This window comes from Kitasatospora sp. NPDC001527 (genome assembly GCF_040298605.1).
Lineage (GTDB): Bacteria > Actinomycetota > Actinomycetes > Streptomycetales > Streptomycetaceae > Kitasatospora.
Genome location: NZ_JBEPAM010000078.1, coordinates 1 through 26,703, shown reverse-complemented (window position 1 = coordinate 26,703; position 26,703 = coordinate 1). Strand labels below are relative to the sequence as shown.

Genomic DNA, 26,703 nt, shown 5'->3' with positions numbered 1-26,703 from the left:
GCGCTCAGCTCCCCGCCCGAGATGATCGCGCCGATGCTGCTCGCCATGCGGGCCGCCCCCGCGCGGGAAGGCCGGGTGCTCAGCGCCGCCCGGAACGGCGGTCGCCGGAGCGGCGGTCCTCCGAGGCGCCGCCGCCGGCCAGCCCGGCCCGGCGCAGCGCGTCCGCCATGGCACTGTTGCCCAGCGGCGCCGACCCGCCGGAGCCGCCCCGGTCACCGCGGTCGCGGCGGTCCTGCCCGCGCCCACCGCCCTGAGCACCCTGACCGCCGCCCTGACCGCCGCGGCGCTCCTGGCGCGGCGGACGGGCCTGGCGGTCGCCACCGCGCCCGCCGCCCTCGCCGCCGCGCCCCACCTCGTCGTCCAGGCGCAGGGTGAGCCCGATCCGCTTGCGCGGCACGTCCACCGAGGTCACCCGGACGGTCACGATGTCGCCCGGCTTGACCACCTCGCGCGGGTCCTTGACGAAGTTCTTCGACAGCGCCGACACGTGCACCAGGCCGTCCTGGTGGACGCCCACGTCGACGAAGGCGCCGAACGCGGCCACGTTGGTCACCACGCCCTCCAGCACCATGCCGACCTCCAGGTCGCCGATCTTGTCGACGCCCTCCTTGAAGGTCGCGGTGCGGAAGGCCGGACGCGGGTCACGGCCCGGCTTGTCCAGCTCGCCGAGGATGTCGGTGACGGTCGGGACGCCGAAGGTGTCGTCGGCGAAGTCGCCCGGACGCAGGGTGCGCAGCCTCCCGCTGTTGCCGATCAGCTCGCGCAGCTCCCCGCCGGTCGCGGCGAGGATCCGGCGCACCACCGGGTAGGCCTCCGGGTGCACGCTGGAGGCGTCCAGCGGGTCGTCGCCGCCGGGGATCCGCAGGAAGCCCGCGCACTGCTCGAAGGCCTTCGGGCCGAGCCGGGACACGTCCTTCAGCGCCTTGCGGGTGCGGAACGGGCCGTTGGCGTCCCGGTGGGCGACGATGTTGTCGGCCAGCGTGCCGGTGATGCCGGAGACCCGGGTGAGCAGCGGGGCGGAGGCGGTGTTGACGTCCACGCCGACGGCGTTGACGCAGTCCTCGACGACCGCGTCCAGCGAGCGGGAGAGCTTCACCTCGCTCAGGTCGTGCTGGTACTGGCCGACGCCGATCGACTTGGGGTCGATCTTGACCAGTTCGGCCAGCGGGTCCTGCAGCCGGCGGGCGATCGAGACCGCGCCGCGGATCGACACGTCGAGCTCCGGCAGCTCCTGCGAGGCGAAGGCGGACGCCGAGTAGACCGAGGCGCCGGCCTCGCTGACCATCGCCTTGGTGAGCTTCAGCTCCGGGTGGCGCTTGATGAGGTCCTCGGCGAGCTTGTCGGTCTCCCGGGAGGCGGTGCCGTTGCCGATCGCCACCAGGTCGACGTCGTGCTTCTTCGCCAGCGCCGCCAGGGTCGCCAGCGCCGCGTCCCACTTGTTGGCGGGCTGGTGCGGGTAGATCGTGTCGTACGCGACCACCTTGCCGGTGGCGTCCACCACGGCGACCTTCACACCGGTGCGGAAGCCCGGGTCCAGGCCCATCGTGGCGCGGGTGCCGGCCGGGGCGGCGAGCAGCAGGTCCCGCAGGTTGGCGGCGAAGACGCGCACCGCCTCGTCCTCGGCCTCCGCGCGCAGCCGGCCGCGCAGGTCGATGCCGAGCCGGACCAGGATCCGGGTGCGCCAGGCCCAGCGGACGGTGTCGCCCAGCCACTTGTCGGCCGGGCGGCCGTGGTCGGCGATGCCGAAGCGGGCGGAGATCCGCTGCTCGTAGTCGTTGGCGCCGGGCAGGTCGCCGGCCTCCTCGCCGTCGTACGGGGACAGGTCGAGGTCCAGCACCTCCTCCTTCTCGCCGCGCAGCATCGCCAGGATGCGGTGCGAGGGGAGCTTGGTGTACGGCTCGGAGAAGTCGAAGTAGTCGGCGAACTTCGCGCCCTCCTGCTCCTTGCCCTCGCGGACGGTGGCGACCATCCGCCCGCGCGTCCACATCCGCTCGCGCAGCGAGCCGACCAGGTCGGCGTCCTCGCCGAACCGCTCGACCAGGATCGCCCGCGCGCCCTCCAGCGCGGCCGGCGCGTCGGCCACCGCCTCGTTCAGGTAGCCCGCCGCCAGCGCGGCCGGGTCCTGCGTGGGGTCGGCGAGCAGGGTGTCGGCCAGCGGTTCCAGGCCGGCCTCACGGGCGATCTGCGCCTTGGTGCGCCGCTTCGGCTTGAACGGCAGGTAGATGTCCTCCAGCCGCGCCTTGGAGTCGGCGGCCAGGATCCGCGCGCGCAGCGCGTCGTCCAGCTTGCCCTGCGCCTCGATCGACTCCAGGACGGCGGCGCGCCGCTCCTCCAGCTCCCGCAGGTAGCGCAGCCGCTCCTCCAGGGTGCGCAGCTGCGCGTCGTCCAGCGAGCCGGTGACCTCCTTGCGGTAGCGGGCCACGAACGGCACCGTCGCGCCGCCGTCCAGCAGCTCGACCGCCGACTTCACCTGCCCCTCGCGGACGCCCAGTTCCTCGGCGATCTTCCGCTCGATCGCCTGCTGGGCCCGCTGGGCCGCCTGTTCGACTGGCGTGGTCACGAAGCCGGTCACCTTCTTCAGAGTTGCTGTCCGTACCCCGGCATTCTCGCAGCAACCCCCGACACCCCCGCCCCGCCCCGGCACCCCGGGCGTGGCGGAGCCGCCCGCGGCCGCGCTCAGTAGCCGTCGTCGACGGTGCGGTCCGGAGCGCCGTCCGGGCCGAGCCCGATCAGCACGGTCTCCTTCTCCTTCACCAGCCTGATCCGGTCCGGGCCGTCCCAGCCGACCTCGGGCATGCCCTGCCAGTCGCCGTTGACGTACGCGAGGTGCCAACGGCGCGTTCCCGGGCCGGAGCCCTCGTCCACCGAGACGATCCAGTACGGGTCGATCAGCGCGTACCCCTCCTCGACCACCAGGCGGCGGTCCGACCGCTCCGGCGCGGCCTCGGAGCGGATCGTCCGCTCGTCGCCGCCGGTCAGCAGCGGCCCGAGGAACACCCAGAGGAGTACGGCACCCAGCAGCATGAGGCCGATGACACCGTCGACGGCGAACCTGGCCCACGGCCTCCAGTTCGACGCCAGGACGCCGACGAACAGCAGCGCGAGCACCAGCGTGCCGAACAGCGCCGGGTGGTCCAGCCATTCGCGCAGCACCAGCAGCCCGCCGGAGGCCCGGTTCGCCCGGCCGAGCACGGCGGCTCCCGCCAGCGCCGCCGCGATCCCGAGCGCCCCCCGCGAAACCCAACGCCTCCCCGAAATACTCATGTTCTCACCCTAGTGTTCGAAATCCGCCTGAGCGCGGGGCCCGTCGCGGCGTACAGTGCCGGGCATGTGCGCAGCCGCTCGGACGCCCGACCACATGCACGACGACGACCACCGCTACAGCCCGCTGCACGATCCCCTGCACGACCGTCTGCACGACGACGAACCCCTCATCGACACCGGCCTGGTGCGGCGGCTGATCGCCGCCCAGTTCCCGCAGTGGAGGGGCCTGCCGCTGGCCGAGGCCGGGTCCACCGCCACGGACAACGCGATGTTCCGGCTCGGGCCCGAACTCGCCGTCCGCCTCCCCCGGGCCGCCTGGGCCGCCGGGAACCTCCGCCGCGAACGGTACTGGCTCCCCCGCCTCGCCCGGCGGCTGCCGGTGCCCGTCCCGGCGCCGGTCGGCGACGGCCGGCCGACCGTCGGCTATCCCTGGGACTGGTCGGTGCTGCGCTGGCTGGACGGCACCAACCCGGCCCCCGGGTCGGTCTCCAATCCGGTCCAACTCGCCTACGACCTGGCCGACTTCGTCACCGCGTTGCGCGCCGCCGAACCGGATCCGGACGCTCCGCCGGCGCTGCGTTCGGGGCCGCTGTCGAGCCGCGACGCCGCCACCCGGGCCGCCCTCGGACGGCTGCGCGGGGTGATCGACACCGAGACGGCGACCGCCCTGTGGGACAAGGCCCTGCGGCTGCCCGAGCACACCGGGCCGGCCGTCTGGGTGCACGGCGACCTCACCCCCGGCAACCTGCTGGTCACCGGCCAACGGCTCGGCGCCGTCCTGGACTTCGGCCTGCTGGGTGTCGGCGACCCGACCGTCGACCTGCTGCCCGCCTGGAGCCTGCTCCCGGCCACCGCCCGCCCCGCCTACCGCACCACCCTGGCCGTCGACGACGCCACCTGGGAACGCGGCCGCGCCTGGGCGCTGTCCCTCGCGCTCGTCCAACTGCCCTACTACCGCACCACCAACCCGCCGCTGGCCGCCAACGCCCGGCACGTCGTCCGAGAGATCCTGGCGGACCGCAGCGTGTGAGCGTCAGCCCCTGTGAACGTCAGGCCCCGTGAACGTCAGGCCACCTGGGCGGCGGAGCGCGTGAACGTCAGACGTGGCGCGTCGGCTCGGCGGCCCCCGGCGGCAACGGGGTGCGGGCCGCCTCGGCCTGCCAGGTGCCGGCCAGTTCGGCCGGGAAGCGGCGGCCGCTGCGGGTCAGCACCAGGCCGGGCGTCAACTCGACCTCGTCGCCCGGCCGGAACGCCCGGTCGGTCCCCGGTGCCAGCGGCTCCCACGGGCCCAGGTGACCGCGCCGCCCGGCCACCCGCATCCGGCTGCCGTAGGTGCTGGTGTCCCGCACGGTCACCGAGCCGCCGCGCACCGAGACCGTCAGGTGCCGGCGGCTGACCCGGGCCGCGCGCTCGGCCGCCAGCAGGCCGAGCAGCGCGATGCCGTCCCGCGCCGCCCCCGGCGCCCGGCCGACGGCCGTGCGCGACCCCTCGTCCAGCGTGTACCGGGCCACGCACTCGCCGTCCAGCACCACCTTGACCTGCGCGGCACCGGGCCGGGCCCCGTCGTCGAGCAGCGGTACGCCGTGCAGTTCGCAGGTCGGCACGCCCCGGCGCATCCGCGGCAGCATCACCCGCCCGCCCCGGTGCACGCTGTACAGCGTGCACCGGGCCTCCGGGCAGCGCCAGGCCCGCCCGACCACCTCGACCAGCGGCTTGGCGGCGGCCGTCAGCAGGCCCTGCTTCTTCAGCGCCGACAGCTCCATCTTCTTGGAGATCTCCGCGCCCGTCCGGTACCCCATGTCCAGCGGCACCAGCCGCACCGCGCCCCGGCCAGCCGCCTCCGGGCGCAGGAACTGCCAGGTGTTGCCCTGGATCCACTGGTGCTCGATCCGGTGGTCGTCGTAGTGGTCGGCGGTGACCACCTGGATCCCGGTCATGCCGGCGATCTCCAGCACCCGTTCGTCGGCGTCCGGCACCTCCTCCACCAGCCCCTCGGCCACCCACCGCGCCAGCGTCCGGGCGTCCGCCTCCTCGGCGAACTCCCGCCGCCCGCCCAGCAGACTGCGGTCGGCCACGCAGTAGACCGCCACGTCCCGGTCCCCGGTCAGCCGCACGAGCGCGTCCACCACCAGGCCCAGGCGGTGCAGCGACCGCGGCGCCGGACCGCCGAGGTCGGTCCGGCGCACGACGTTGGAGAGCTCCACCAGGTAGTCCGCCCGGTCCGCGGACGTGGCGAGATTGCGGTCGAGGGCGCGGTGGCGGCGGTGCTCCATGAGGCCTCCGGTGCGGTCGCGGTGCACGGGACGCGGCGGGCGACACGCCTGCGGACGCCCCGTCACATCCACTCCATCATCGCCGATCCCGCGCCCGGCCGCCGGGGGCCGGCAGCGCGTCGACGAGACGGTTGACCGCCCGGTCCCGCCGCCACGGCGGGAACCGCGGCACCCGCCGCAGCGCCTCCACGCTGGCGGCCAGCTCCGGCGAGCCAAGGTGGGTCCGCCGGCCGGTGGCGTCGAGGCGGCGGACGAACCGGCGCACCGCGCCCGGGCTCCAGCGGGCCTCGGACCTCGTCGGCACCTCGAACGGCCAGACCACCGGCGGCCCGCCGGCCGGCTTCAGCCAGAGGTAGGAGTCCTCGGTCCCCGGCGCCCGCTCGGTCACCGAGCCGATCGTGAGGAGGAACATCGCGGTGTTCTGCACCAGGGACTTGAGACCGATGTCCCGGACCTCCACGTCGAGTTCCTCGATCTCCTCCCAGCGGAAGCCCTCCGTCCCCTCCTGACGCAGTCCGTCCCGGTCGAAGACCGGCACCCCGGCAGTGCGCTCCCCGCGCCCCAGGTGTGCGCCGCCCGGTTCGCACCGGAGCGGACCGTACATCGGTGCCATGCCGTGCTCCTCTCTGCGCGGATACGGCGTTGCCCGGCGACCGGACACGACCGGTCGCCGGGCAACGCCTACTTCGGATCCTTCAGAGGCTTCCCGGAGAAGCCGTCATCACGCGAACAGGTCCCGGAACCTCCGGAAGCGCTCGGTGACGCTGTTGATCGTCGTCTGCACCTTGTTGTAGTAGACGTATTCGTACTTGGTCGCCAGCTGGTTCCCTCCGATGATCGCCCACGGTGCGTACTTGTGGAACCTCGCCGCGAACGTGCGCGGCGCGTAGCTGGCCCCGCTCGCCTTCGCGAGACCAGAGATGCCCGCGGACCAGCCCTTGGTCAGGTTGTTGTACCGGCCGGCCATGCCGGCGAACTTGGACGCGTTGGCGAACCGTCCGAAGCCGCCGACGGCCGCGTTGAGCACGGTGTTGCGCGCCTGCCGCTTGGCCTCCGTCCAGTGGCCGCCCGAGGCGTACGAGAGGGTGGACAGGCCTCCGGTCACTGCCGAGACCGCCTTCATCTGCGGCACCCAGATGCCCATGACACCGGTGGTGGCCGAGACGGCGCCGAGGGTCTTGCCGACGACCATCGACCCCTTCTTCTTCCACCAGTCCTTGATGCCCTTGCGCCCGTCGAGGTCCGTGCAGCCGATCGGGTCGGCCATGCAGTACTCGTAGGCGTTGGCGCTGCCGCCGGGGACGGGGTCCACGGACAGGAAGCGGCCGGTGGCGGGGTTGTAGAGGCGGACGCCCATCAGGACGATGCCGTCCTGGGCCTCGGCGGAGCGCTGCTTGCCGCCGAGCCAGCCGTACCGGGCGGCGGGGGTGCCCGCCGTCGGGTTGCCGTACTCGTCGGAGTCGAGGAGGACGGGGCCGGTCAGGGCGGTGTCGGTGACCAGCACCACCGAACCGAAGAGGTTGGTGAGCTGGAGCTTGACGGTGCCCTGGTCGGTGACGGTCGCGGACAGATCGCCGTCGGTGCCCGGGACGTTGCGGGTCCAGGCGCCGGCCGCGTTCTCGACGGTCCAGCGCGGGATGTCGCCGCCGGTGCCGAAGTGGTGGACGCGGGTGGCGGTGGTGGACCAGCTGCCGTCGGCCTGCTTGGCGGCGGTGGTGCTGCCGTTGAGCCGGCCGACCGGGTCGAGGCTCCAGGTCTGCTTCGTGGTCGCGGTCTCCTGGGAGGCGACCAGGTCGTTGACCCGGTAGCCGACGGCCGCGGTCGGCGTGGTGAGCGTACGGCCGAACGCGTCGTAGGTGTAGCCCGCGTCGGTGACCCGGTCCGCGCTGTCGTAGGCGGAGTTGACCGTCGTGGCGCCGGCGGTGGTGCAGGTGCCGTCCCCGGCCGGGCCGGAGGTCGCCTTGGCGGTGCGGTTGTAGTGGACGTCGTAGGTGTAGGCGCGGGTCGTGCAGCCGGTGGCGACCGAGCTCTGCTCGGCCTTCACCAGGCGGCCCAACCGGTCGTAGGAGTAGGTCTTGGTGCCGTTGGTGCTGGTGGTCCTCGCCACCTGGGCCTGGGTGGACAGGTCGTTGCTCTGGGACCAGACCACCGTGCCGTCCGAGGCGCGGGTGTAACTGCGGGCGACGGCCTTGCCGGAGGCGTTCAGGGTGTCCTTGCGGACGATGCCGCCGGGGTAGGTCTGCTCGACGAGCTGGCCGTCCGGGCTGTACTTCGCGGTGAACTCGCCGGCCCTGCTGTCGTTCACCGAGGTGAGCAGGCCGCGCGGCTCCTTGGCGCGGTCGTAGGTGAAGGTGGTGACGCCGGTCGGGTCGGTGACCTTGACCGGCTTGCTGAACCTGTCGTACTCGGTGGTGGTGGTCGCGCCGTCCGCGTCGGTGTACGAGATCGTCCGGCCGAGCACGTCCTGGACCATGGTGACGGACTTGCCGCCCGCCGTGGTCGACAGCACCTCACCCGTCGCCGGGTCGTAGGCGGTGACGGCCTTCGGCACCGCCTGGCCCTCGTCGGAGGTGACCTCGGTGGACACCGTCCGGTCGACGGCGTCGTAGCCGGTCACCGTCGTCCGGGTCTTGCCCGCGTTGGTCTCCACGACCTCCTCGGGCTTGCCGGTGCGCGAGTACCGGGTGACCTGCTTGACCGGCAGCGTGGTCGGCATCCGCGCCGCGTCCGCACCGGTGACGTCCGCACCCGGCGCGGTGACGCAGGACTGGCCCGCCCACTCGGGACGGTTGCCGCAGGCCGCGTTCGCGGCGTTGGCCCCCGCCGTGTAGTAGGTGTACCTGGTGGTGCCGGCGTCGGCCGCGTCGGAGCCGGGGACCCGGATCTCCTCGGGGTGGCCCTGCGCGTCGTAGCGGTTGGTGGTGGTGAGCTTGGCGCCCAGCGCGTCGGTGATCACCGTGGTCGGCTTCTTCACCACCCAGCCGGCGGTGCCGCCGATCGGGGTGCCGTAGCCGTTCTTGGTGACCCGCAGCTCGGCGTCGTCGGCGTAGCCCTCCAGCCGGGCGCCGTCGGTGACGGTGGTGGCCAGGTGGTAGGCCTGGCCGTCCGGCTTGCCCTCGTCGTAGGTGTTGGTGTTGTGGTCGCGGACCACCACCGAGGTGCCGGCCGGGAGGGTCGGGTTGACGGTGGTCTTGGTCAGCGTGACGGTGTCCAGGCCGGCGTGGAAGCGCTCGCCCTGGCTCGCCGGGTTGGTGCCGGTGATGGTGAGCTTGAGCTCGTGGTCACCGCGCGCCAGCCGGATCGCCTGACCCGTCGCGTACGCGACCACCGCCGGGTCGGCGGCGTAGGTGTCGATCGGCTGGCCGAGGTTCTGCCCGTCGATCGCGAACTGCACGATGCCGTGGTCGTTGTACTTGGTCAGCTGGCCGGAGAGCAGGTACTCACCCTCCTCCGGAACGCTGACGCGCACCACGTCGTAGCCGCCGGCCGCGGTGGCCCGCACGCTCAGGTGCGCGCCGCCGGACCAGGTGAGGCCGCAGCAGTTGCTGTCGACCTGGACCGGCACCGTGGCCCCGAGCTGCGGCAGCTTCTCGGCTTCCGCGGTGACGGTGGCCGGGGTTGTCTGGCCGTTGACCTGCTCGGACAGCGAGGCGCGGTAGACCGGGCCGAGCGTCTCGACGACGTCCTGACCGTCGGCGGTGTAGACGGTGCGCGAGTCCAGCAGCCGCGCCCGGGCGGCGGATTCCGCCGGCAGGTTCAGCTCGGTCGCGTACCGGGCCGCGTCCGGGTGGGTCCCGAGCGCGATCGCGCGGTTGGTCGCCTCCAGGGCGCGCACGACGTGGCCGTAGCGGTCGTACTCCTTGGTGTCGATGTCACCGCCCGGCGTCACCGACGGGGAGGCCGTGTTGACCTCCTGGCCGTTGGCGTTCAGGTAGTGCACGGCGGCCGGCTTGTAGCCGTCCGCGCCCGGCTTGGCCGGGGTGGCGGTGCTGGTGCCCGGGTCGTCCTCCGGGTCGAACACGGCCGTGGCGTCCGTCGGCGCGTCCAGCTGCGCCCACCTGGCGACGTCCGCGCCCGCCAGGTCGTACGGACCGCCCGCGGCGCGGGTCAGCGGCACGTCGTAGACCACGGTGATCGCGGTCTCGCCGCTGACCTGGTCCTTGCTGCCCTGGGCCAGCGCCTCGCGGCGCACCTTCAGCAGACGCCCCGGGTCCTGGTCGGCCGCGGCCTTGCCGAAGTCGTAGTTCCAGGGCAGGTGCCCCGCCGCCGTGGTCCGGACGACCCGGCCCGCGTCGTCGTAGGCGTAGCCGGTCTTCAGCGGGCTGGTCTGCCGCGGGTCCCAGGTCTCGACCAGGCGGCCCTTGTCGTCGTACGCGTAGTGCGCGACCTCGACGGCCTCCTGCCGGGAGGTCGCCGGGTTCCACGACCACACCTTGACCGCCTTCACGCGGTCCAGGTGATCACCGGGCGCGGTGGCGGTGGCGGTGGTCGTCATGGCGTACTCGTACTCCATGACCTCGCAGCCGCGCGGCAGCGGGTCCACCGAGCAGCGGTTCACGTCGTCCACGCCGGCCTCGACCGGCGGGATCACCCGCTTGACCAGGGCCCGGCCGTCGGCGGTGTCGTACTGGTAGCGGGTCGCCGAGGCGGCACCGGGGCCGATCTCGCCGACCACCTGGTAGCTGTTCGAACCGGCCTGCCGGTCGAAGACGGTCTTGGTCCCGTCCGGCTCGGTCAGCTCGTAGGTGGTGCCGCTGGTCTGGACGTCCCAGACCTGGTTCGGGCCGGCCCAGCACCACCAGATCGAGGCGCCCCGGTCGGCGTCCAGGCACTTGCCGGACTGGTGGTTGAGCACCATGCCGTCGGTGCGGACGTCCCACTTCTGGTTGTCTCCGCCGTTGCAGCCCCACAGCACCAGCTGGGTGCCGTTGTCGACCGCGCCCCAGGGGTTGTCGAGGCAGTAGCCCATCAGCCGCAGCGTCAGGTCGTCGCCCCGGCTCCACTGCTGGTTGGGCGCGCTGGTGCACGGCGCGGGCCGCAGCGTGGCGCCATTGCCCGCGGCGCCGTTCGGCACCTCCAGGCAGGAGCCGTTGGTGCTGAGCACGATCGCGCCGGAGGTGGCCGGCACCGCCTTCAGGGTGAGCGACTCGGCCCCCGGCTCGGGGAAGAACGTGCCGTCGGTGCCCTTGGCGAAGGTCAGCGAGGCGTCGTCGTTGCCCTTGATCTCGACCAGGTCGGACTGCGGGAACGACAGCGAGCGGAAGTCCGAACCGCCGCCCGCCATCGGACCGCCGGCCCACTGCGGGCCGAACGGCGCGACGATCTCCCTCAGCGACAGGTCGTCGAAGTAGACCTGCTTGTCCGCCGCGGTGAAGCCGTTGTAGAGACGGAAGAACGCCTCGGTGGCGTCCTTGGGAACGGTCATGTCGACGCTGAGCTGCTGCCAGCCGTCGGTGAAGCCGGCCTTGCCGGAAGTGGTCTTGGTGTAGTCGTTCCCGACCTTCACGAAGCCGGCGAGCCGCAGGCCCCGGTCACCGAAGTCCGGGTTCAGGCCGGTCGAGCCCGGCACGTAGATCCAGCCGGTCAGGCGGTAGGTGCGGCCCGGCTTCATGCCGAGTGCCAGGGTGTTGTCGGGGCCGACGCCCGCGTAGGAGTCGATCTGGCCGGTCGGCGTGACCAGCAGCGAGTCGGTCGAGCTGTCGTGACCGCGGACGGTCGAGCGGGACAGCGTCGCCAGGCCGGCCGAGAACCCGTTGGTGTCGGTGCCGATCTGGCGCTGGTTGGTGGTCAGGCGCTCGCCCTGCGGCTGCCAGCCCCGGTCCGTGCCCCGCGAGGAGGAGGTGCGGGTCACCGACATCCCGAACTCGCTGACGTCGGTGGCGCTGGTGGAGTAGTCACCGGTCAGCAGGTTCACCGTACCCGGACCGGCCTCCGCGCTCGCGGCGCCGTCGGCGTTGCGGTCCACGGTGAGGGTGTTCCACACCGTCGTGTAGCCCGCGCCCGAGCCGTCCTCCGGGAACAGCTTGGCGCGGACCTGGACGACACCGCCGACGTTGCCCAGGGTGTCCAGGACGTTCCAGTTGGCGTGCGGGCCGAGGTCCGCCAGACGCGGCTTGTCCTCGGTCACCGGGGTGTTGTCCGCCTTGGTCAGGTTGACCCGCGGCACCGCGTACTCGGTGGCACCCGGACCACGGCGGTACTCGTACACCACCCGCTTGAACTGCGCCTGCGCGTCCACGGCCAGCTTGACCCGCTTGGCCGCCTGGGTGCCGTTCACCGGCGAGCTGATCCCGGCCTGGCCGACGTGGAACACGTACTCGGCCGGCGGGGAGAGGTTGCCCGCGCGGTCCTTGGCCTGCACGCTGAGCACGCGCCGGCCCTCCGTGGTCGGGGTGATCGACGTCGTCAGCGTGGTGCCCGCGTTCACGGTGACCGCCGTGCCGCCGTCCAGGGTGTAGACGTACGCGGCGACGTCGTCCGTCCCGGCCGGGGCCGAGAAGGTGAACGAACCGGCCTGGTTGGCCGCCCCGTGCCACAGCCCGTCCGCCGGGTAGTCGGCGGAGGTGACGAACGGCGTGCCCGGCTTCACGGTGTCCACCACGAACGGCGTGGTCACCCAGTTGGAGCGGGACTTGCCGTCGTCCAGCACCGAGGAGATCGAGTACTGCACGCCCTCGTCGAGCTTGGCCAGGCCGAAGTCGGAGGCCTGGACCGAGGCCCACGCTCCGCTCGGCGTGTCCTTGGGGATGCTGCCGATGAACGTGCCGCCGCGCCACAGGTCGAAGTAGACCTTGACCGCCTCGCCGTCGTCGTCCGCCGCCTGCGCCAGGAAGCGCGGGTTGGCGTCCGCGACGTACTTCGGGTTACCCGGCTGGGACGGCTGGATCTCGACCGACGCGGGGGTCCTGGGGACCGAGTTGTAGGTGATCGAGATGTACGGCGCGGCGCCGCTCTGGGCGGAACCGAACTTCTTCCAGGAGAGGCTGCTGTTCTCGTCCGTCGCCTTCAGCAGCATGCCGTAGTCGTTGTAGCCGAACTGCGCGAAGTGCCGGATCATCGCCGTGACGTCGGTGTTCGTCCAGCCGGAGCCGTCCGGGGCGGTGCAGTGGTGGGAGTCCCCGCCGTCGACGTCGTAGGTCTCGTACGTCCGGGTCCACATCTGGTTCCCCTGGGGCTCGTTGCCCCAGCGGGTCCACCAGGCGGCGCCGCCCGCGTCCCAGACCTCCCACTGCTTCGGAGTGCAGGAGGAGGAGTGGAAGTTGTAGAGGTGCAGCTTGGCGTCGATGACCTGCTTGCCGTTGAACGACCCGCCCGGGATCGTCAGGTACGAGCGCGCCTTGACGCTGCCGTTGTAGCTGCCCAGCTTGAGTTCGTCGGAGCCGGAGGCGTCGAAGTTCTCGTTGTTCTGGACGTAGGTGTCGAAGGTGGCGCCGATGTCCACGACCGGGTCGATGGTGACCGGGTACCGGGTCTTCTCGTCGGCCAGGAACGCCGCGTCCGGGGTGAACACCAGCTCGGTGTCCGCGCCCTCGCCGCGCACCTGCATCGTCACCGGCGCCCGGTTGAGGTGCTCGCCCGAGGCCTCGTCGAGCGCCGCGTCCCACATCACGGGGGCCGGGATCTTCACGGCCTCCTTGCCGGTCGCCTTGTCCAGCAGCTGGATCGAACCGTCCTGCTGCGGGGCGACGTTGAGGCCGGTGGTGTCCAGCGGGATGGTGACCGTGCCGGTCTGCGTGACGGCGGAACGGTTCTTCACGATCAGGAACTGCTCGAAGCCGGTCCGGGTCGCCTTGAGCACCAGGTCCACGCCCGGGCGGGCGTCGACGTAGGTCGCCTGGCTGCCCTCCAGCTTCGGCTTCGGGAGCTTGCCGAGCCAGCCGAAGCCGACCTGCCGGTCACCGGAGCCGATCTTCACCAGTTCCCGCTCGGCGGGCCCGGCGGGCTCCGCGGGCCCGGCTTCCGGCGCCTCGGCCGCCGGGGCGCCCTTCGCCTTGGCCGCGGCGCCCGGTGCGCTGTCGCCCACCGTCACCCCGGCCTCGCCGCCGGCCAGCACCAGCCCGCCGGGGTGCGCCTTCGGCGCCACCTTCCCGTCGGGGGTCTGCACGAGCGTGGTGTCGACCGGCACCCACTCCTTGCCGTCCTCGCCGGCCTTCATCCGGACCTGGCCGGTGGACCGGTCCGAGGTGAGCGTCCCGTCCGGGTTCGCCCACAGGGTGGTGAACTCCGTCCGCGCCCCGGTCACCTCGACCCGGTGCCCCTGCAGACGGGCCGCCAGCAGCGCCGACGCCTCGTCGGGAGCCTCGTCGGTCGGCGTCGCGGGCTGCGGATTCTGCGGACTCTGCGGATTCGCCGGCGTCGGCGCCGCGAAGGCCGGCGAGGCACTCAGCGCCTCGGCGGCCACACCGCCCTGGACGAGCAGACCGAGCGTCAGAGCGGCCGATATCGGCCGCCTCCAGCGCGGGGAGGAAGTCCCGTCCGCGACCGCGGACGGGATCTTGGAACGTCCTAACATCAGATCCTCTTCGAAGGAGTGCCATGAACGATTCAGGCCCTCTGGCCCGTCGGAGAACCTCTCATCGCCACACCCGCCCCAGGGGTAGCCACCCGTATCGATCGGATAACGATGCATCGCCCACGATGCAGATTCTGATGCCATGTCATCTCACAGACTGCTATGGGCGATTCAGGCGCCTTTCCCCCACCGAACCCGGTTTCCACCGGCCCCTCCCCAGCCCCCGGGTCAGACGGCGCACTCCATCCAGCCGAAAACCAGCACCACCGCCTTCTTCGCGGCACACACGCCCCGGTGCCCCATCGCCACAAAGGTGACGAAGGCGAGGAACACGCCCACCATCGCGAAGGCGATCACGCCCACCCCCGGCCCCACCCCCACGGTGACGAACAGCAGCGCCGGGAGACCCGCGACGACCGGCACCCCCGAGGCCGCCTCGCTAAGCACCCCGAACCACGGGACCGGACCGGACCGCCCCTTCCGGACGTCGTCATCGACGACCACGTGCCCGGTCGTCCCGCACACCCCCTTGTCCGCCACAACAATTCCCCCCTCCGGCCGGAACCGGCCGACCACCCCGCCGCATTGCACACGGACTGCCGCCCGGCCCGGTCGGCCGCGCGACCCCTCCAGCGGATCCGGAACTTTTCTGATTCATCGTCAGTTTACGTGCGGACGCGCGCCGTTCATGATACTTTCGGCCGTCCGGCCGGATCGCCGGAAAGCCTTCCCCGGCGGCGGTGAGCGGGACCGCATAGGGTGCGAACATGACACGTCACCTGACTTTCGAGGGCCCGTACAACTTCCGCGATCTGGGCGGCTATCCGGTCGCCGACGGGCGGGCGGTCCGCTGGGGCCTGCTCTACCGTTCCTCCTCGCTCGGCCGGCTCACCTCGGCCGCCGACCTCGAACGGTTCCGGACGCTGGACATCGGAACCGTGATCGACCTGCGCTACCCCTGGGAGATCGCCCGCAGGGGGCGGATGCCGGAGCTGGACGGCGTGGCGTACCACAACCTCTCGATCGAGCACCGGCCGTACGACCAGGCCGAGATAGACCCGGAGCTGGACCCGTGGCGGTACCTGGCGGACCGGTTCGCCGAGGTGGCCGAGGACGGCGTCGCGGAGATCCGCACCGCCCTGGAGCTGATCGCCGGCGCCGAGCGGCCGGTCGTGTTCCACTGCGCCGCCGGCAAGGACCGCACCGGGCTGATCGCCGCCCTGGTGCTCACGCTGCTCGGCGTCGGCGAGGACGACGTGGCCGCCGACTTCGCGCTCACCGAGCTGGTCACCGCCCGGCTGGTGGCCGACTGGCACACCGCCAACCCGGGGCGCGCCCTGCGCTGGCCCGCCTTCGGGCGCGCGCCGGAGGAGGTGATCCGGCTGGCGCTCGCGGACCTGACGGCCGCGCACGGCTCGGTGCACGGCTACGTCACCGACCGGGTCGGGGTCGACGGGGCGCTGATCGACCGGCTGCGGGAGCGGCTGCTCACGGCGTAGATCGGCGACAGCGAGAACCGGCCATCGGCCCTACGGAATGACAATCGCATGAAAAAGAAATCGATCACCCACTAGATCGGAAGATGGCACGGTGGATCGATATTCGACAGAAAAAGCCGATATCCAGGATTTTCCGGCGAATGTCGATCCGCCCCTTGCCAAGCCCCGACTCCCCCGCCCCATTCGGCCGAATGGCCGAAAAAAATAGTGCTGAGCACCTGTTCGTGCACGCTAAGGTCATTCCCGCGGCGGCTCGGCCGACCGGGTGACCACGACCGTTTCGGTCGGACCTCCGCTCCTTTCCTTTTGCCTGCATGACCCCGCCCCGCCCGGCGGTGTCACCGAAATGATCGGACGGAACATGCACGCAAAGAACACCGCCGACCGCCCCCGCCGCGCCGCTCGCACGCTCGTGCGAAGCGTTCTGGTCGCCGCCGCGCTACTCGGCTTCGCCGGCGCCGGCCCCGCCCTCGCCGAGGGCTCCTGGACGTCCCACATCAGCAAGTGGGGGCCCGGCTCGGAGTCCCGCCGCTGGGCCGACGGCGACCGCGACGACGTCGTCACCTCCGTCACCTTCCAGGGCTGCGCGACCAGCACCAACGACTTCAAGGACGCCGCCCTCCAGCTCTACAAGGACGTCTTCGGCCCCGACAAGGCCTACGGCCACCGCTCCAACCACTGCGACACCTCCAGCTGGGGCGACCAGAGCTCCGGCGACTACTACTTCGCGCTGGAGGGCGTGCGCAGCGGCGACAAGCTCTGGGTGGACACCGTGACCACCCGCTACTGACGCCCCCGCCTCGCCCCATCTCGCCCGCCCCTCGACCCGCCCCGCCCCGGCCGCGGTGCCGGCGGACGCGTTCCCGCCCGCCGGCACCACCGCACCCCTTCCGAGCGAAATGCGTCGACCCCTCCATGGCCCTTGAATTCCACCGCATCGACTTCCAGTACAGCCGGAAGGCGCTCCTGTTCACCGGGTTCGACCTGCGGATCGACCACCCGGCCACCGTGCTGCTCGGCCCCAACGGCGCCGGCAAGTCCACCCTCATGGCCCTCGCCGCCTCCCAGTTGAGCCCGCGCCGGGGCCAGGTCACCTGGCGCGGCGTCAACCCGGCCTCGGGCAACGGCGACCGGGCCGCCTACCGGCGCGCGGTGGCCTGGCTGCCGCAGCAGATCACCCCGGTCCCCGGGCTCAACGTGCGCGAACAGGTCGCCTACTGCGGCTGGTTGAAGGGCATGTCGCGCACCGCCGCCTGGCAGGCCTCGGCCGGGGCGCTCGCCCGGGTCGGCCTGGCCGGGCTCGCCGACCGGGCCGGCCACCAGCTCTCCGGCGGCCAGCTGCGCCGGATGGGCATCGCCGGCTGCCTCGCCCACCACAGCGAGCTGATCCTGATGGACGAGCCCACCGCCGGGCTCGACCCCACCCAGCGAGCGGTGTTCCGTTCCCTGGTCGAGGAGTTGACGGGCGAGGTGAGCGTCGTCGTCTCCACCCACCAGACCGAGGACCTCGCCGGGACGTACCGGCAGGTGGTGGTGCTGGACCGCGGCCGGGTCCGCTTCCAGGGCGCCACCGAGGAGTTCCACGCCCTGGCGGCCGGCCGCCGGATCCCCGGACCCGGCGGCGCCGACGGGTCCGGTGGCGCGGACGGGGCCGGTGGCGCGGACGGGGCCGGTGGCGGGACCGATGGCGGGACCGGCCCGGCGAGCGCCGAGGCGGCGTACGCGCGCCTGATCGAACGGGAGACGTGACCATGCTGCTGCGCACCGTGCTCCGGGTCTCGGCCGCCACCCGGACGCTGCCGTTCCTGCTCGGCTTCGTCCTGTTCGCGCTCGGCGACGAGCTGACCTCCTGGGTCACCCCCGCCTACGGGCTCGCCGCCGCCGGGCACGCCAGCCTCGCGCTGCCGTTCGCCTGCGCGGCCTGCGCCGCCTGCGGCGCGTGGGAGGGCGGACGGCTGCACCGGGGCGGGGTGTTCGGCCGCTCGCCGGTCCGCTCCGCACCGGCCATCACCGCGCCGGTGCTGCTGCCGGTGGCCGTGATGGGCGCGCTCGGCATGGCCGCCGCGCTCGGCACCACCGCGCTGGCCGGCGGCACCGCGGACGGCGTCCCGCAGCCCGGTGTGCTCGCCGTCTGGGCCGGACTGCTGCTCGCCAACACCCTGGTCGGCTCGGTCGTCGGCCGGGTGCTGGCGCCGGTGGTCGCCGTCCCGCTCACACTCGTCAGCAGCTTCGTGCTGAACGCCTACCCCGCCGCGTTCGACACCTACTGGCCACGGCACCTGGTCGGCGGCGGGCTGTCCGACTGCTGCGCCGTGGACCAGGTGCTGGACGGGCGGGCGGTGGTCGGCTCGCTGGTCTTCTCCGGCGCCGTCTGCGCGGCGGTCGTGCTGCTGATCCGCGGGCGCGGCACCCTGCTCGCCGTCGCCGCCGCGCTGGCGGTCACGGCGGGCGGCACGGCGGTGGGCGGCTGGACCGTGCGCGACCTCGGCCCCGAGCCGGTGCGCGCCCGGTCCGCCGCCGCCCTGGTCTGCGACCGGGAACGACCGCGCGTCTGCCTCTGGCCGGAGCTCGGCGGCGCCCGCGCGGCCGTGGTCCGCGCCGAGGTCCGGCGGGTCGCGGACGGCCTCGCCGGCCAGGGCATCGCCGTTCCGGAGGTGTTCACCATGGCCGGGCGGCCCGGACCGGGCGAGGCCGGACTCGGCGTCCCGACCGACGCCCGGCCGCAGGACGTCGCCCCCGCCGTGGTCGGCGGCCTGCTGCCGCGCGTCCCGGACTGCGCCCGCCGCGGCGACCCCTACCCGGCCGCGGCCGCCGCCGGCACGGCAGCCGCCTGGCTCACGGCCCGCGCGGACGCGGCCGGTCCGCAGGGCGCGGCCGGCATACCGGGCGCGGCCGCCCCGGTCGGCGGCCGCGTCACCGAGGCCGACGCCGCCCGCGCCGCCCAGCTGCTCCGGCTGCCCGACGGGACGCAGCTCGCCTGGTACCGCGCCACGGCGGCGGCCCTGGCCGACTGCGGCACCCTGCCCCCGCCGGTCCCGCGCCCCGAGGCGTCCTCCGCGGGGGGCGAGCGGTGATCTGGTGGTGCAAGGCGCGCGCGGTACCGGCGCTGGCGGCCGTCCTCGCCGGGACCTTCGCCGTCGGCCTGCTGGTCGGGGACGGCGAGCTGCCGGTGCCCGCCCTGCGCGGACAGGCCGGCCACTTCCTCCTCGCGCACGTGATCACCCTGCTCCCGGCGGTGTTCCTGCTGTACGGGCTCGGCCGGGGCGACCTGCGCGCCGAGACGGTCTCCGCACGGTTCCTGCGCGGCCTGGACGTCGGGCTCGCGCTCGCCCTCGCGGCCGTCGGGACGGCGTGCGGCGGTCTCGCCCACGCGGCCGGGCAGGGGGTGCTCGCCGTGGTACTGGCCCGCAACATCGCCGGCTACCTCGGCCTCGCGCTGCTGTTCCACCCCCTGATGGGCCACCGCCCGGCCGCCGCCGCGCTCGCCGCCGTCCCGCTGCTCTGCTCGGCCGCGGGCTGGTACCCGGACGGCCACCCGCGACCGTGGGCCTGGCCGCTGCACCCGGCCGGGTCGCCGGTCGCACTCGCCGCCGTCGGTCTGCTGCTGCTCGCCGGCACGGTCTGCGCCCTGGCCCGCCGGCGCCCGCCCGTGGTGGCGCAGCTCCTGACCGGGTGACCGCGCCGGGCGGCCCGCCCCAAGGCCCGTCTCTCTGGTTGTCTGCGGGACCGGATGAGGATGGCTGCGAGGTGGAGTGCGGCCTGGTAGGCGATGGCGAGTTCGTCGGTGCGCATGGCCAGGCCGCGCCACTGCTTCAGGCGGCCGATCCATCGCTCGACCGTGTTCCGTTGCTTGTAGGCCGCGGGGTCGAAGCCGGGCGGACGGCCTCCGCGTGAGCCGCGCCGCAGTCGGTTGCGGATCCGGTCCACCGGCTGCGGGATGCGCGTGCGGAGCGGTCCAGCCGATGTCGTCCGCCGCGCCCGCCTCGGCCAGGACGGCGGCGAAGACCCGCCGCCACGTGCCGTCGACCGCCCACCGCGGCAACCGCTTGTGCGCGGTCTGGAACGGCCCCGGCTCCTCCGGCAGGTCACGCCCCGGCGACCACGTGCGCTGATCACCAACCGGACAGACACATCCGATCAACTGCTCAGCCCATCAAAGAGACACGCCTTGGGCGCCGCCCGCCCCCCGCGCGGCTCAGCGGCGGCGGGGCCGGCCCGAGCGGCCGCCGCTCTGGGGCTTGCGGGAGGTGCGTGGCGCGCGGCCGCCACCGGGTGCCGGGGGCAGGGCCTCGGCCGTGTCGGGCCAGTGGGCGGGGCGCTGCAGCGCCGCCGGGAGCCGGGTGGCGGCGTCGCCGCGGGCCGCGTTGAGCTGCGCCTGGGTGAGGAACAGCGCCTCGGTGAGGTCGGCGCCCGCCAGGTTGGCGTCCCGCAGGTCAGCGCCGACCAGGTCGGCGAGTCGCAGGTCCGCCCCGGCCAGGTCCGCCGCGACCAGCAGCGCGCCCCGCAGGTTGGCCCCACGAAGGTCGGCCCCGCGCAGCCGGGCGCCGAACAGGTCCGCGCCCCGGTGCTCCGCCCGGCGCGGCACGGCGGCACGGACCAGCTCGCTCGCCCTGAGCAGCAGCTCGGCCACCGCCTGCCGGTGCGCGGGCACGTCGACCGCCAGGATCTCCTCCGGCGTGCCCGCGGCCAGCCGCTCGGTCTCCTCCAGCGCCCGGCGCAGCTCCCCGTGCACGGGGCGGGCCGGAGCGAAGGTCAGCGCCTCCGCGAGGTACCAGAGCAGCTCGTGCAGCTGCCGCACCACCGGGAACACCTCGAACATCGTCGCGGCGCTCTCCGGCGCCTCGCGCCAGCTGCGCCCGCCGAAGGTGACCTGGGAGACGTGCTGACCGGCCCCGAAGCAGTCGTACACCGTGCAGCCGGGGAACCCGGTGTCCCGCAGCCGCTCGTGGATGCCGCAGGTGAAGTCCGTGCCCAGGTTGCGGCAGGGGGTGCCGGCCGCCTTGTTCACGGCGAAGTCGGTACCGGCGGCGAACGGCAGCGCGACGCAGCACAGCCCGAAGCAGCTCCCGCAGTCGGAGACGAGGTTGAGACTCGGGACGCTCACGATGCTGGTGTTCCTCCGGTGCGGCGGTGCGGTGCGGTGCGGCGGTGCGGTGGTGCAGCTGTAGAGCGTACCGACCCGCCCCGGAACGGCCGTCGGTTAGTGTGGTCGGCCGAGCACGACACGAGTACGGGCACGGCACGAGCACGGCACGAGCAGCGTCGGCGCGAGCGGCACCAGAGCACAGCACCAGCGGAGGAACCAAGGCATGTCCCGGCACGACGTGGCGCCGTACCCGGACACCGAGGACCCCGAGGACCCCGAGGGCGCAGGGAACCCCGAGGTCGCAGGGGACGCCGCGGCCACCGCGCGGCCCGCCGCCGGGGAGCCGCCCGCGCCGCGCCTGCCGGCCCGCGCCCGCACCGTCGCGTTCACCCTGCTCTGCTTCGCGGTCTGCCTGGCGATCGGCCTCCAGCAGTGGACCACCCTCCAGCTCGGTGGCTTCGACCTCGGGATCTTCGACCAGGGCGTGCGCGGCTACGCGCACTTCGACCTGCCCGTGTCGACGCTGAAGAGCTACCACCACGAGTTCCCGCCCGGCTTCTCGCTCCTCGGCGACCACTTCTCGCCGGTGATCGCGCTGATGGCGCCGCTCTACTGGCTCTGGGACGACCCGCGCTCCCTGCTCGTCGGCCAGGCGCTCTGCTTCGCCGCCGGCGTGCCGCTGATCCGCCGGATCGCCGCCCGCTGCTTCGCCGGCGCCGCCCCCCGCACCATCCGCCGGGCCACCGACCTGGCCGCCCTCGCCTACGGGCTGGGCTGGCCGCTGCTGGTGGCCTCGCGCGGCGGGTTCCACGAGGTGGCGTTCGCCGTGCCGCTCACGCTGCTGATGCTGGAGCGCGGGATGGCCCGGCAGTACTGGGCGTCCGCGCTGGCCGGCCTGCTGCTGTGCTGCACCAAGGAGGACATGGGCCTGGCGGTCGGCGCGTACGGCCTGGTCATGCTGCTGCGGGCGCGCCGCGAGCCGGACCGCGAGCGGCGCCGTCCGGCCGTCCGCTGGGGGCTGGGCCTGCTGATCGGCGGCCCGCTCGCCTCGGCGGTGGCGATCGCGAAGCTGGTCCCGGCGATGGGCGGGGTGCCCGGCTACTACTGGAACTACCAGGCGCTGGGCGAGGACGGCGGCTCGGCGGTCGCCAACGTGCTGGCCGACCCGGCCCTCCTGGTCTCGACGCTCTTCGACGCCCCGCTGAAGCCGCTGCTGCTGCTCTGGACCTTCGGCACCCTGTTCCTCCTCCCGGTGCGCTCCGCGACCGTGCTGCTCGCCCTCCCGCTGCTCGCCGAGCGGGTGCTGTCCAGCAACCCGAACCACTGGTCGATCGCCCGGCACTACGACGCGTTCCTCTGGCCGATCCTGCTGGTCGCCGCGCTGGAGGTGCTGGGCCGCTGCCACGACCGCGCGCTGACCCGCCGGCTCGGTGTGGCGGCGGCGGCCGTGACCGTCGCGGCCGCGCTGCCGCTCGGGGTGGCGAACCTCTTCGTCCCGGCCTACTGGCAGCCGAAGGCGAGCGAGGCGGCGCTGCAGCGCGGCGCGGCGCTGGTCCCGGACGGCGCCTCCGTCGAGGCCGACAACCAGGCGGCGCCGAGGCTGACCGCCCGCGCGGACGTGGTGCTGGTCGACGAGAAGCCGCGCGGGCGCGAGTACGTGCTGATCCGCGCGGACAAGCGGTCCTTCCCGTTCCGGACCGACCGGGAGCAGGCGGCCAGGATCGAGCTGCTGCTGGCGCACGGGTACCGGACGGTCTGGTCGCAGGACGGCGTGTACCTGCTGCACCGGGAGGGCACCGAGCCGGTCCCCGGCGAGCACGTGCCCGGGCCGGACGCCACGCCGTACCAGGACGAGGTGCCGTCGGACGTGGGTCACAACCTCTTCCGCGGCTGACGCCCGGCCCGGAAGCGGCAGCGCATCGCGTACCACCGCCCCGCTCCGCGCCACTCGGGTCGGACGGCCGTCCCGGTTGCCTGTGCGGACGGTCCCCGGCGTTCCCGAACCCGTGAGCGAGGTGCCGGGACGGAAGACCGCGGCAGGGAAGCGGCGGCTACTCACTGGATCGGATGGCCTGTGCGTCTGCGGCGTGCCCTGTACCGGGTTGTGGCGGTTGGACCGGGTGTGGGCATGGCGGACGCGATTGCAGGGCCCTTGGAGCCTGTTCGCCGGAAGAGCCGGCCGCGGATGACCGCCCCCCTCCGGTACCTGCGGTGCACATACCCGATATTCGGCCGATCGTATGTCATTCGACACAGATGAGAAGGCTCAGAGAAAGACATGCCCATGCCCCCGCCACGGCAGGCGTCCCTGGGCGTCGACGCCGACACCACGGTCCACCCGCCGGTCTCGGCCCGGTCCGGCGCGCCGCTGTTACCGAAGCGACTCATCGGCGCGCCGGGGAGCCTCGCAGTCCTGGAGGCCGCACTGGCCGTAGCGGTGGCCTTCGGGTTCGTCGTCGTCAGCAGGACCATCACGGTGAACCCGACGACCCGGGTCGGCCAGGTCAGCGGACTGGCCGCTCTCCAGTTCCGGTTCATCCTGATCGCCATGGTGCTGGCGCTCGGCTGGTGGGCCGTCAGTCGCAAGCTCTCCCCGGCCGCAGGCCTGCGGTTGGCCTGCGCGTCGGTTGCGGGGCTTGCCTCGGGCCTCTACGCCGGCGGCATCGTCGTGGCGTTGCGGGGCACCCCCTGGCCACTGTTCGGCTTCTGGGGCGACGCCGGGGAACTGGAGAAGTGGTCCGTACTGATCCAACACGGCCAACCGATCCCCGACGTCTATCCTCCGCTCTTCCCCTACCTGCTCAGCTACTGGACCCGGCTCTTCGACCCGGGACAGCCGGGCGCCGCGATGAAGACCCTGACGGTGCTCCTGACCGCCCTGGCCGGCCCGGTCGTCTACCTCGCCTGGCGCCTGCTGCTCCCGCCGGTGTGGGCACTGGCGATCGGCGTGGCCCCGGTGTTCCCGCTCTGCACGGCCTACAAGCCGTACGCCGACATCGTCCTGCTGGTCCTGATCCCCGCTTTCGCATACTTCACGGGCCGACTCCTCGATTCGGCCGGGCGTTCGGTCAACGGCGCGTTGCTGGTGGGCGCCGCGTCCGGCGCGGTCTTCGCCGTCCTCTTCCTCTGCTACTCCGGCTGGTTCGTCTGGTCCGCGCCGGGCGCGCTGGCCTGCCTGGCCGTCACACTGGCACGGGTCTCACGCCATGGCCCGGGCGCCACCGTCAGGGCGCTACTCACCATGGCCGCCACCGGAGCAGTCTTCCTGGCGCTCGACGGCAGGTATCTGCTGCGCCTACTGACCGGCGCCGACACCCCCGACTCGTACATGTACTTCGACACCAGGACCGACCCGGCCTACTTCTCCATGTGGCTCGGCGACCTGCCGGGCGGCTACACCCATGCCAACTGGCCGGTTCCGGGCGAACTGGGTGGTATCGGAGTGTTCGTGATTCTCCTGCTGGTCGGTGCAGGCGTGTCGCTGGGGCTGGGCGCCGAGCTGCCGGTCGTCCAGGTGGCCGGCTGCTTCATGGTCGGCTCCTTCCTGCTCCGCTACTGGTTCGCCTCGCACATGGAGCGTGACCAGCTCGTCCAGCTGTACCCGCGGACCTCCCCCGAGATTCTCTACTGCTGCCTGGTGATGGTCGTGATGGCCGCCCACCTGGGGGTACGCCATCTGTCCGAGCGCACCCGGGCGCAGGCGGCGCCCGGATCCGTCATGCGTACCGGCGGTGCCGCGCTGGCCGCCCTGACCCTGTTCTTCGCGCTCGCAGGCTCGGCGACGGTGGACCGCTTCATGCCCTCCAACGACCGCTCGCTCGGTTTCCTGGCGTGGGTCGCACACAGCAGCCAGCTACCTGACGGCAGTTGTCCGAAGTTCGCACCGCATCAGACCTGCACACCGATCCCGCCCGCCATCTCCGGGGCCGCCGCGCAACGGCCGTGACCCGGCTCGCATTCGCCTCCGGCACCAGTCGAACGACGACCGATCAACGGCCACGGCAAGCGGATGCCGATCCGCCGTTTATCGGCGCCGGGCAGAGTGGGACACGTCGGCAGGGCCGGCGGCTCGGGCGGCAACGCCACCGTCGACGTCTCGGTGCGGGGCAACCGACCCCCTCACCGTCCGAAGACTCCGGGCCGCGGGCGCGGCGCCTCCCACACGGGCGCCCCCGCGGTCCGGGCGCGTTTCCCGGGCCGGTCAGACTCCCGCCGTCTCCCCCACCGGCTCCTCCACCGACGTCGCCACCGGTTCCTCCACCCCGCCGGTGATCCAATGCGTTCGAACGGCATCGGTCGGCCGCTGCTCCCCCAGCGCGTCGAGCCCCCAGACGCCGAGCGCCGCCACGACCGGCCGCAGCGCGGCGCCCCGCGCGGTCAGCTCGTAGACGGTGGCGTTGGCCGGCCGTTCGAGGCGCCGGCGCTCGATGACGCCCTCGCTCTCCAGCTGCTTGAGCCGCGCGGCGAGGATGTCGGTGGAGACGCCGGGCAGGTCGGCGTGCAGGTCGGTGTAGCGGCGCGGTCCGGCCAGGAGTTCACGGACGATCAGGAGGCTCCAGCGTTCCCCCACCGCGTCCAGGGCGCGGGCGACGGCGCAGTACTGGTCGTAGCTTCGGCGTGACATGTGGATCAGCATAGCCAAGAGGTTGGACTTTCCAAGTACATACTTGGTAGAACAAAGCGACCAGGATCGACGCGGGGTGACGGTCGGGAGGCCGCAGATGGAGTTTCGGCAGTCCAGCAAGCTGAATGACGTGTGCTACGAGATCCGCGGCCCGGTGGTCGACCAGGCCAACGCACTGGAGGAGGCCGGGCACAGCGTGCTCCGGCTGAACACCGGCAACCCGGCCACGTTCGGCTTCGAGGCGCCGGAGGAGATCCTCCAGGACATCATCCGCAACCTCCCCCGGGCGCACGGCTACAGCGACTCGCGCGGCATCCTGCCGGCCCGCCGCGCGGTCGTGCAGTACTACCAGCAGCGCGGCGTCGAGGGCGTGAACGTCAACGACGTCTACCTCGGCAACGGCGTCTCCGAGCTGATCCAGATGGCCGTCACCGCGCTGGTGGACGACGGGGACGAGGTGCTCGTCCCGATGCCCGACTACCCGCTGTGGACGGCGGTGGTCCGGCTGGCCGGCGGCAAGGCGGTGCACTACGCCTGCGACGAGCAGGCGGACTGGTTCCCCGACCTGGACGACATCGCCGCGAAGATCACCGCCCGCACCAAGGCGATCGTGGTCATCAACCCCAACAACCCCACCGGCGCGGTCTACCCGAAGGAACTGCTGGAGGGCATCCTCGACCTCGCCCGCCGCCACCAGCTGATGGTGCTGGCCGACGAGATCTACGACAAGATCCTCTACGACGGCGTCGAGCACCACTGCCTGGCCGCGCTGGCCGACGACGTGCTCACCCTCACCTTCAACGGCCTCTCCAAGTCCTACCGGGTGGCCGGCTTCCGCAGCGGCTGGCTGGTCGTCTCCGGCCCCAAGCAGCACGCGAGCGACTACCTGGAGGGCCTCACCATGCTCTCCGGCATGCGGCTGTGCCCCAACGTGCCGTCCCAGTACGCCGTCCAGGCCGCACTCGGCGGCCACCAGTCCATCAACGACCTGGTCCTGCCCGGCGGCCGCCTCACCGAACAGCGCGACGTCGCCTTCCGCGCCCTCAACGAGATCCCCGGCGTCAGCTGCGTCAAGCCCCGCGGCGCGCTCTACGCCTTCGCCAGGCTCGACCCGGCCGTCCACCGCATCGTCGACGACGAGCGCTTCGTCCTCGACCTGCTGCTCCGCGAGAAGATCCACGTCGTCCAGGGCACCGGCTTCAACTGGCCCCGCCCCGACCACTTCCGCTTCGTCACCCTCCCCCGCGCCGACGACCTGGAGACCGCCATCAACCGCATCGGCCGCTTCCTCGCCACCTACCGCCAGGTCTGACCCCGGCCCGGCGGCCGTCGTCAGCCCCCGCGGGCGGGCGGCGCCCCGGGTGGGAGAGGGGGGGGGGGCGGGGGGGCCCCCCCAAAACCACCCGCGGGGGGGGAGGTGTAAAGCTCGGGACTGCCGCCCCGGG

At 73.1% G+C, this 26,703-nt stretch carries 16 protein-coding genes and 2 pseudogenes; 9 read left to right on the top strand and 9 right to left on the bottom strand.

The annotated features are described in order from the left end of the window. Nucleotides 1-79: 79 nt before the first annotated feature. The gene (locus ABT238_RS36850) at nucleotides 80-2,560 is read right to left on the bottom strand and encodes a Tex family protein (protein ID WP_350806070.1); all 2,481 of its coding nucleotides are present in this window, start codon (nucleotides 2,558-2,560) and stop codon (nucleotides 80-82) included. 116 nt (nucleotides 2,561-2,676) lie between these two features. Continuing rightward, nucleotides 2,677-3,264 carry a hypothetical protein gene (locus tag ABT238_RS36845; protein WP_350569186.1) on the bottom strand — a complete coding sequence of 196 codons (588 nt, stop codon included), beginning with the start codon at nucleotides 3,262-3,264 and terminating at the stop codon, nucleotides 2,677-2,679. A gap of 64 nt (nucleotides 3,265-3,328) precedes the next feature. Here ABT238_RS36845 and ABT238_RS36840 point away from each other — a divergent pair, with 64 nt between their 5' ends. After that, nucleotides 3,329-4,294, top strand: a complete 966-nt coding sequence (locus ABT238_RS36840; protein ID WP_350806062.1) for an aminoglycoside phosphotransferase family protein — start codon at nucleotides 3,329-3,331, stop codon at nucleotides 4,292-4,294. A gap of 67 nt (nucleotides 4,295-4,361) precedes the next feature. Here the strand turns inward: ABT238_RS36840 and ABT238_RS36835 are convergent, their stop codons facing one another. From ABT238_RS36835 to ABT238_RS36820, 4 genes are all read right to left on the bottom strand, one after another. Further along, nucleotides 4,362-5,537, bottom strand: coding sequence for an FHA domain-containing protein (locus ABT238_RS36835; protein WP_350806057.1), 1,176 nt, complete (start codon nucleotides 5,535-5,537; stop codon nucleotides 4,362-4,364). Between the two features lie 76 nt (nucleotides 5,538-5,613). After that, on the bottom strand, nucleotides 5,614-6,150 hold the full coding sequence (locus tag ABT238_RS36830; RefSeq protein ID WP_350806051.1) for a hypothetical protein: 537 nt from the start codon (nucleotides 6,148-6,150) through the stop codon (nucleotides 5,614-5,616). Between the two features lie 108 nt (nucleotides 6,151-6,258). Then, the gene (locus ABT238_RS36825) at nucleotides 6,259-14,049 is read right to left on the bottom strand and encodes a ricin-type beta-trefoil lectin domain protein (RefSeq protein WP_350806045.1); all 7,791 of its coding nucleotides are present in this window, start codon (nucleotides 14,047-14,049) and stop codon (nucleotides 6,259-6,261) included. Between the two features lie 228 nt (nucleotides 14,050-14,277). Further along, nucleotides 14,278-14,553, bottom strand: a complete 276-nt coding sequence (locus ABT238_RS36820; RefSeq protein WP_350806042.1) for a hypothetical protein — start codon at nucleotides 14,551-14,553, stop codon at nucleotides 14,278-14,280. A 263-nt stretch (nucleotides 14,554-14,816) separates the two neighbouring features. On the opposite strand from ABT238_RS36820, the gene ABT238_RS36815 reads away from it, so the two are divergent. From ABT238_RS36815 to ABT238_RS36795, 5 genes are all read left to right on the top strand, one after another. Then, complete coding sequence (locus ABT238_RS36815; protein ID WP_350806039.1) at nucleotides 14,817-15,548, top strand: tyrosine-protein phosphatase; 732 nt, start codon at nucleotides 14,817-14,819, stop codon at nucleotides 15,546-15,548. Between the two features lie 361 nt (nucleotides 15,549-15,909). After that, the gene (locus tag ABT238_RS36810) at nucleotides 15,910-16,338 is read left to right on the top strand and encodes a hypothetical protein (RefSeq protein WP_350569174.1); all 429 of its coding nucleotides are present in this window, start codon (nucleotides 15,910-15,912) and stop codon (nucleotides 16,336-16,338) included. A gap of 125 nt (nucleotides 16,339-16,463) precedes the next feature. Further along, nucleotides 16,464-17,297, top strand: coding sequence for an ATP-binding cassette domain-containing protein (locus ABT238_RS36805; RefSeq protein ID WP_350806032.1), 834 nt, complete (start codon nucleotides 16,464-16,466; stop codon nucleotides 17,295-17,297). Nucleotides 17,298-17,299: 2 nt separating this feature from the next. Further along, the gene (locus tag ABT238_RS36800) at nucleotides 17,300-18,622 is read left to right on the top strand and encodes a DUF7224 domain-containing protein (protein ID WP_350569171.1); all 1,323 of its coding nucleotides are present in this window, start codon (nucleotides 17,300-17,302) and stop codon (nucleotides 18,620-18,622) included. Continuing rightward, nucleotides 18,619-19,224, top strand: a complete 606-nt coding sequence (locus ABT238_RS36795) for a hypothetical protein (protein WP_350569169.1) — start codon at nucleotides 18,619-18,621, stop codon at nucleotides 19,222-19,224. The genes ABT238_RS36800 and ABT238_RS36795 overlap by 4 nt, the downstream gene beginning before the upstream one ends. Before the next feature lie 44 nt (nucleotides 19,225-19,268). Here ABT238_RS36795 and ABT238_RS36790 read toward each other — a convergent pair. Beyond that, nucleotides 19,269-19,656, bottom strand: a pseudogene (locus ABT238_RS36790) (hypothetical protein); the annotation flags it as partial. 87 nt (nucleotides 19,657-19,743) lie between these two features. Further along, entirely contained in the window at nucleotides 19,744-20,652 is a 909-nt protein-coding gene (locus tag ABT238_RS36785; protein ID WP_350806026.1) for a pentapeptide repeat-containing protein, read from the bottom strand. Between the two features lie 205 nt (nucleotides 20,653-20,857). Between ABT238_RS36785 and ABT238_RS36780 the strand changes: the two genes are divergently transcribed. Then, nucleotides 20,858-22,528, top strand: coding sequence for a DUF2079 domain-containing protein (locus ABT238_RS36780; protein WP_350806022.1), 1,671 nt, complete (start codon nucleotides 20,858-20,860; stop codon nucleotides 22,526-22,528). 390 nt (nucleotides 22,529-22,918) lie between these two features. Continuing rightward, entirely contained in the window at nucleotides 22,919-24,580 is a 1,662-nt protein-coding gene (locus ABT238_RS36775; protein WP_350806018.1) for a hypothetical protein, read from the top strand. A 327-nt stretch (nucleotides 24,581-24,907) separates the two neighbouring features. Here ABT238_RS36775 and ABT238_RS36770 read toward each other — a convergent pair. Continuing rightward, nucleotides 24,908-25,258 (bottom strand): annotated as a pseudogene (locus ABT238_RS36770) (winged helix-turn-helix transcriptional regulator); the annotation flags it as partial. A gap of 97 nt (nucleotides 25,259-25,355) precedes the next feature. Between ABT238_RS36770 and ABT238_RS36765 the strand changes: the two are divergent. Then, complete coding sequence (locus tag ABT238_RS36765) at nucleotides 25,356-26,570, top strand: pyridoxal phosphate-dependent aminotransferase (RefSeq protein WP_350806011.1); 1,215 nt, start codon at nucleotides 25,356-25,358, stop codon at nucleotides 26,568-26,570. Nucleotides 26,571-26,703 lie beyond the last annotated feature (133 nt).

What these genes read in the sequence shown, in the direction of transcription:
- ABT238_RS36845 (WP_350569186.1), bottom strand. Translation starts at nt 3,264, where the DNA reads ATGAGTATTTCGGGGAGGCGTTGGGTTTCGCGGGGGGCGCTCGGGATC.
- ABT238_RS36840 (WP_350806062.1), top strand. Translation starts at nt 3,329, where the DNA reads ATGTGCGCAGCCGCTCGGACGCCCGACCACATGCACGACGACGACCAC.
- ABT238_RS36835 (WP_350806057.1), bottom strand. Translation starts at nt 5,537, where the DNA reads ATGGAGCACCGCCGCCACCGCGCCCTCGACCGCAATCTCGCCACGTCC.
- ABT238_RS36830 (WP_350806051.1), bottom strand. Translation starts at nt 6,150, where the DNA reads ATGGCACCGATGTACGGTCCGCTCCGGTGCGAACCGGGCGGCGCACAC.
- ABT238_RS36825 (WP_350806045.1), bottom strand. Translation starts at nt 14,049, where the DNA reads ATGTTAGGACGTTCCAAGATCCCGTCCGCGGTCGCGGACGGGACTTCC.
- ABT238_RS36815 (WP_350806039.1), top strand. Translation starts at nt 14,817, where the DNA reads ATGACACGTCACCTGACTTTCGAGGGCCCGTACAACTTCCGCGATCTG.
- ABT238_RS36810 (WP_350569174.1), top strand. Translation starts at nt 15,910, where the DNA reads ATGCACGCAAAGAACACCGCCGACCGCCCCCGCCGCGCCGCTCGCACG.
- ABT238_RS36805 (WP_350806032.1), top strand. Translation starts at nt 16,464, where the DNA reads ATGGCCCTTGAATTCCACCGCATCGACTTCCAGTACAGCCGGAAGGCG.
- ABT238_RS36800 (WP_350569171.1), top strand. Translation starts at nt 17,300, where the DNA reads ATGCTGCTGCGCACCGTGCTCCGGGTCTCGGCCGCCACCCGGACGCTG.
- ABT238_RS36780 (WP_350806022.1), top strand. Translation starts at nt 20,858, where the DNA reads ATGTCCCGGCACGACGTGGCGCCGTACCCGGACACCGAGGACCCCGAG.
- ABT238_RS36775 (WP_350806018.1), top strand. Translation starts at nt 22,919, where the DNA reads ATGCCCCCGCCACGGCAGGCGTCCCTGGGCGTCGACGCCGACACCACG.
- ABT238_RS36765 (WP_350806011.1), top strand. Translation starts at nt 25,356, where the DNA reads ATGGAGTTTCGGCAGTCCAGCAAGCTGAATGACGTGTGCTACGAGATC.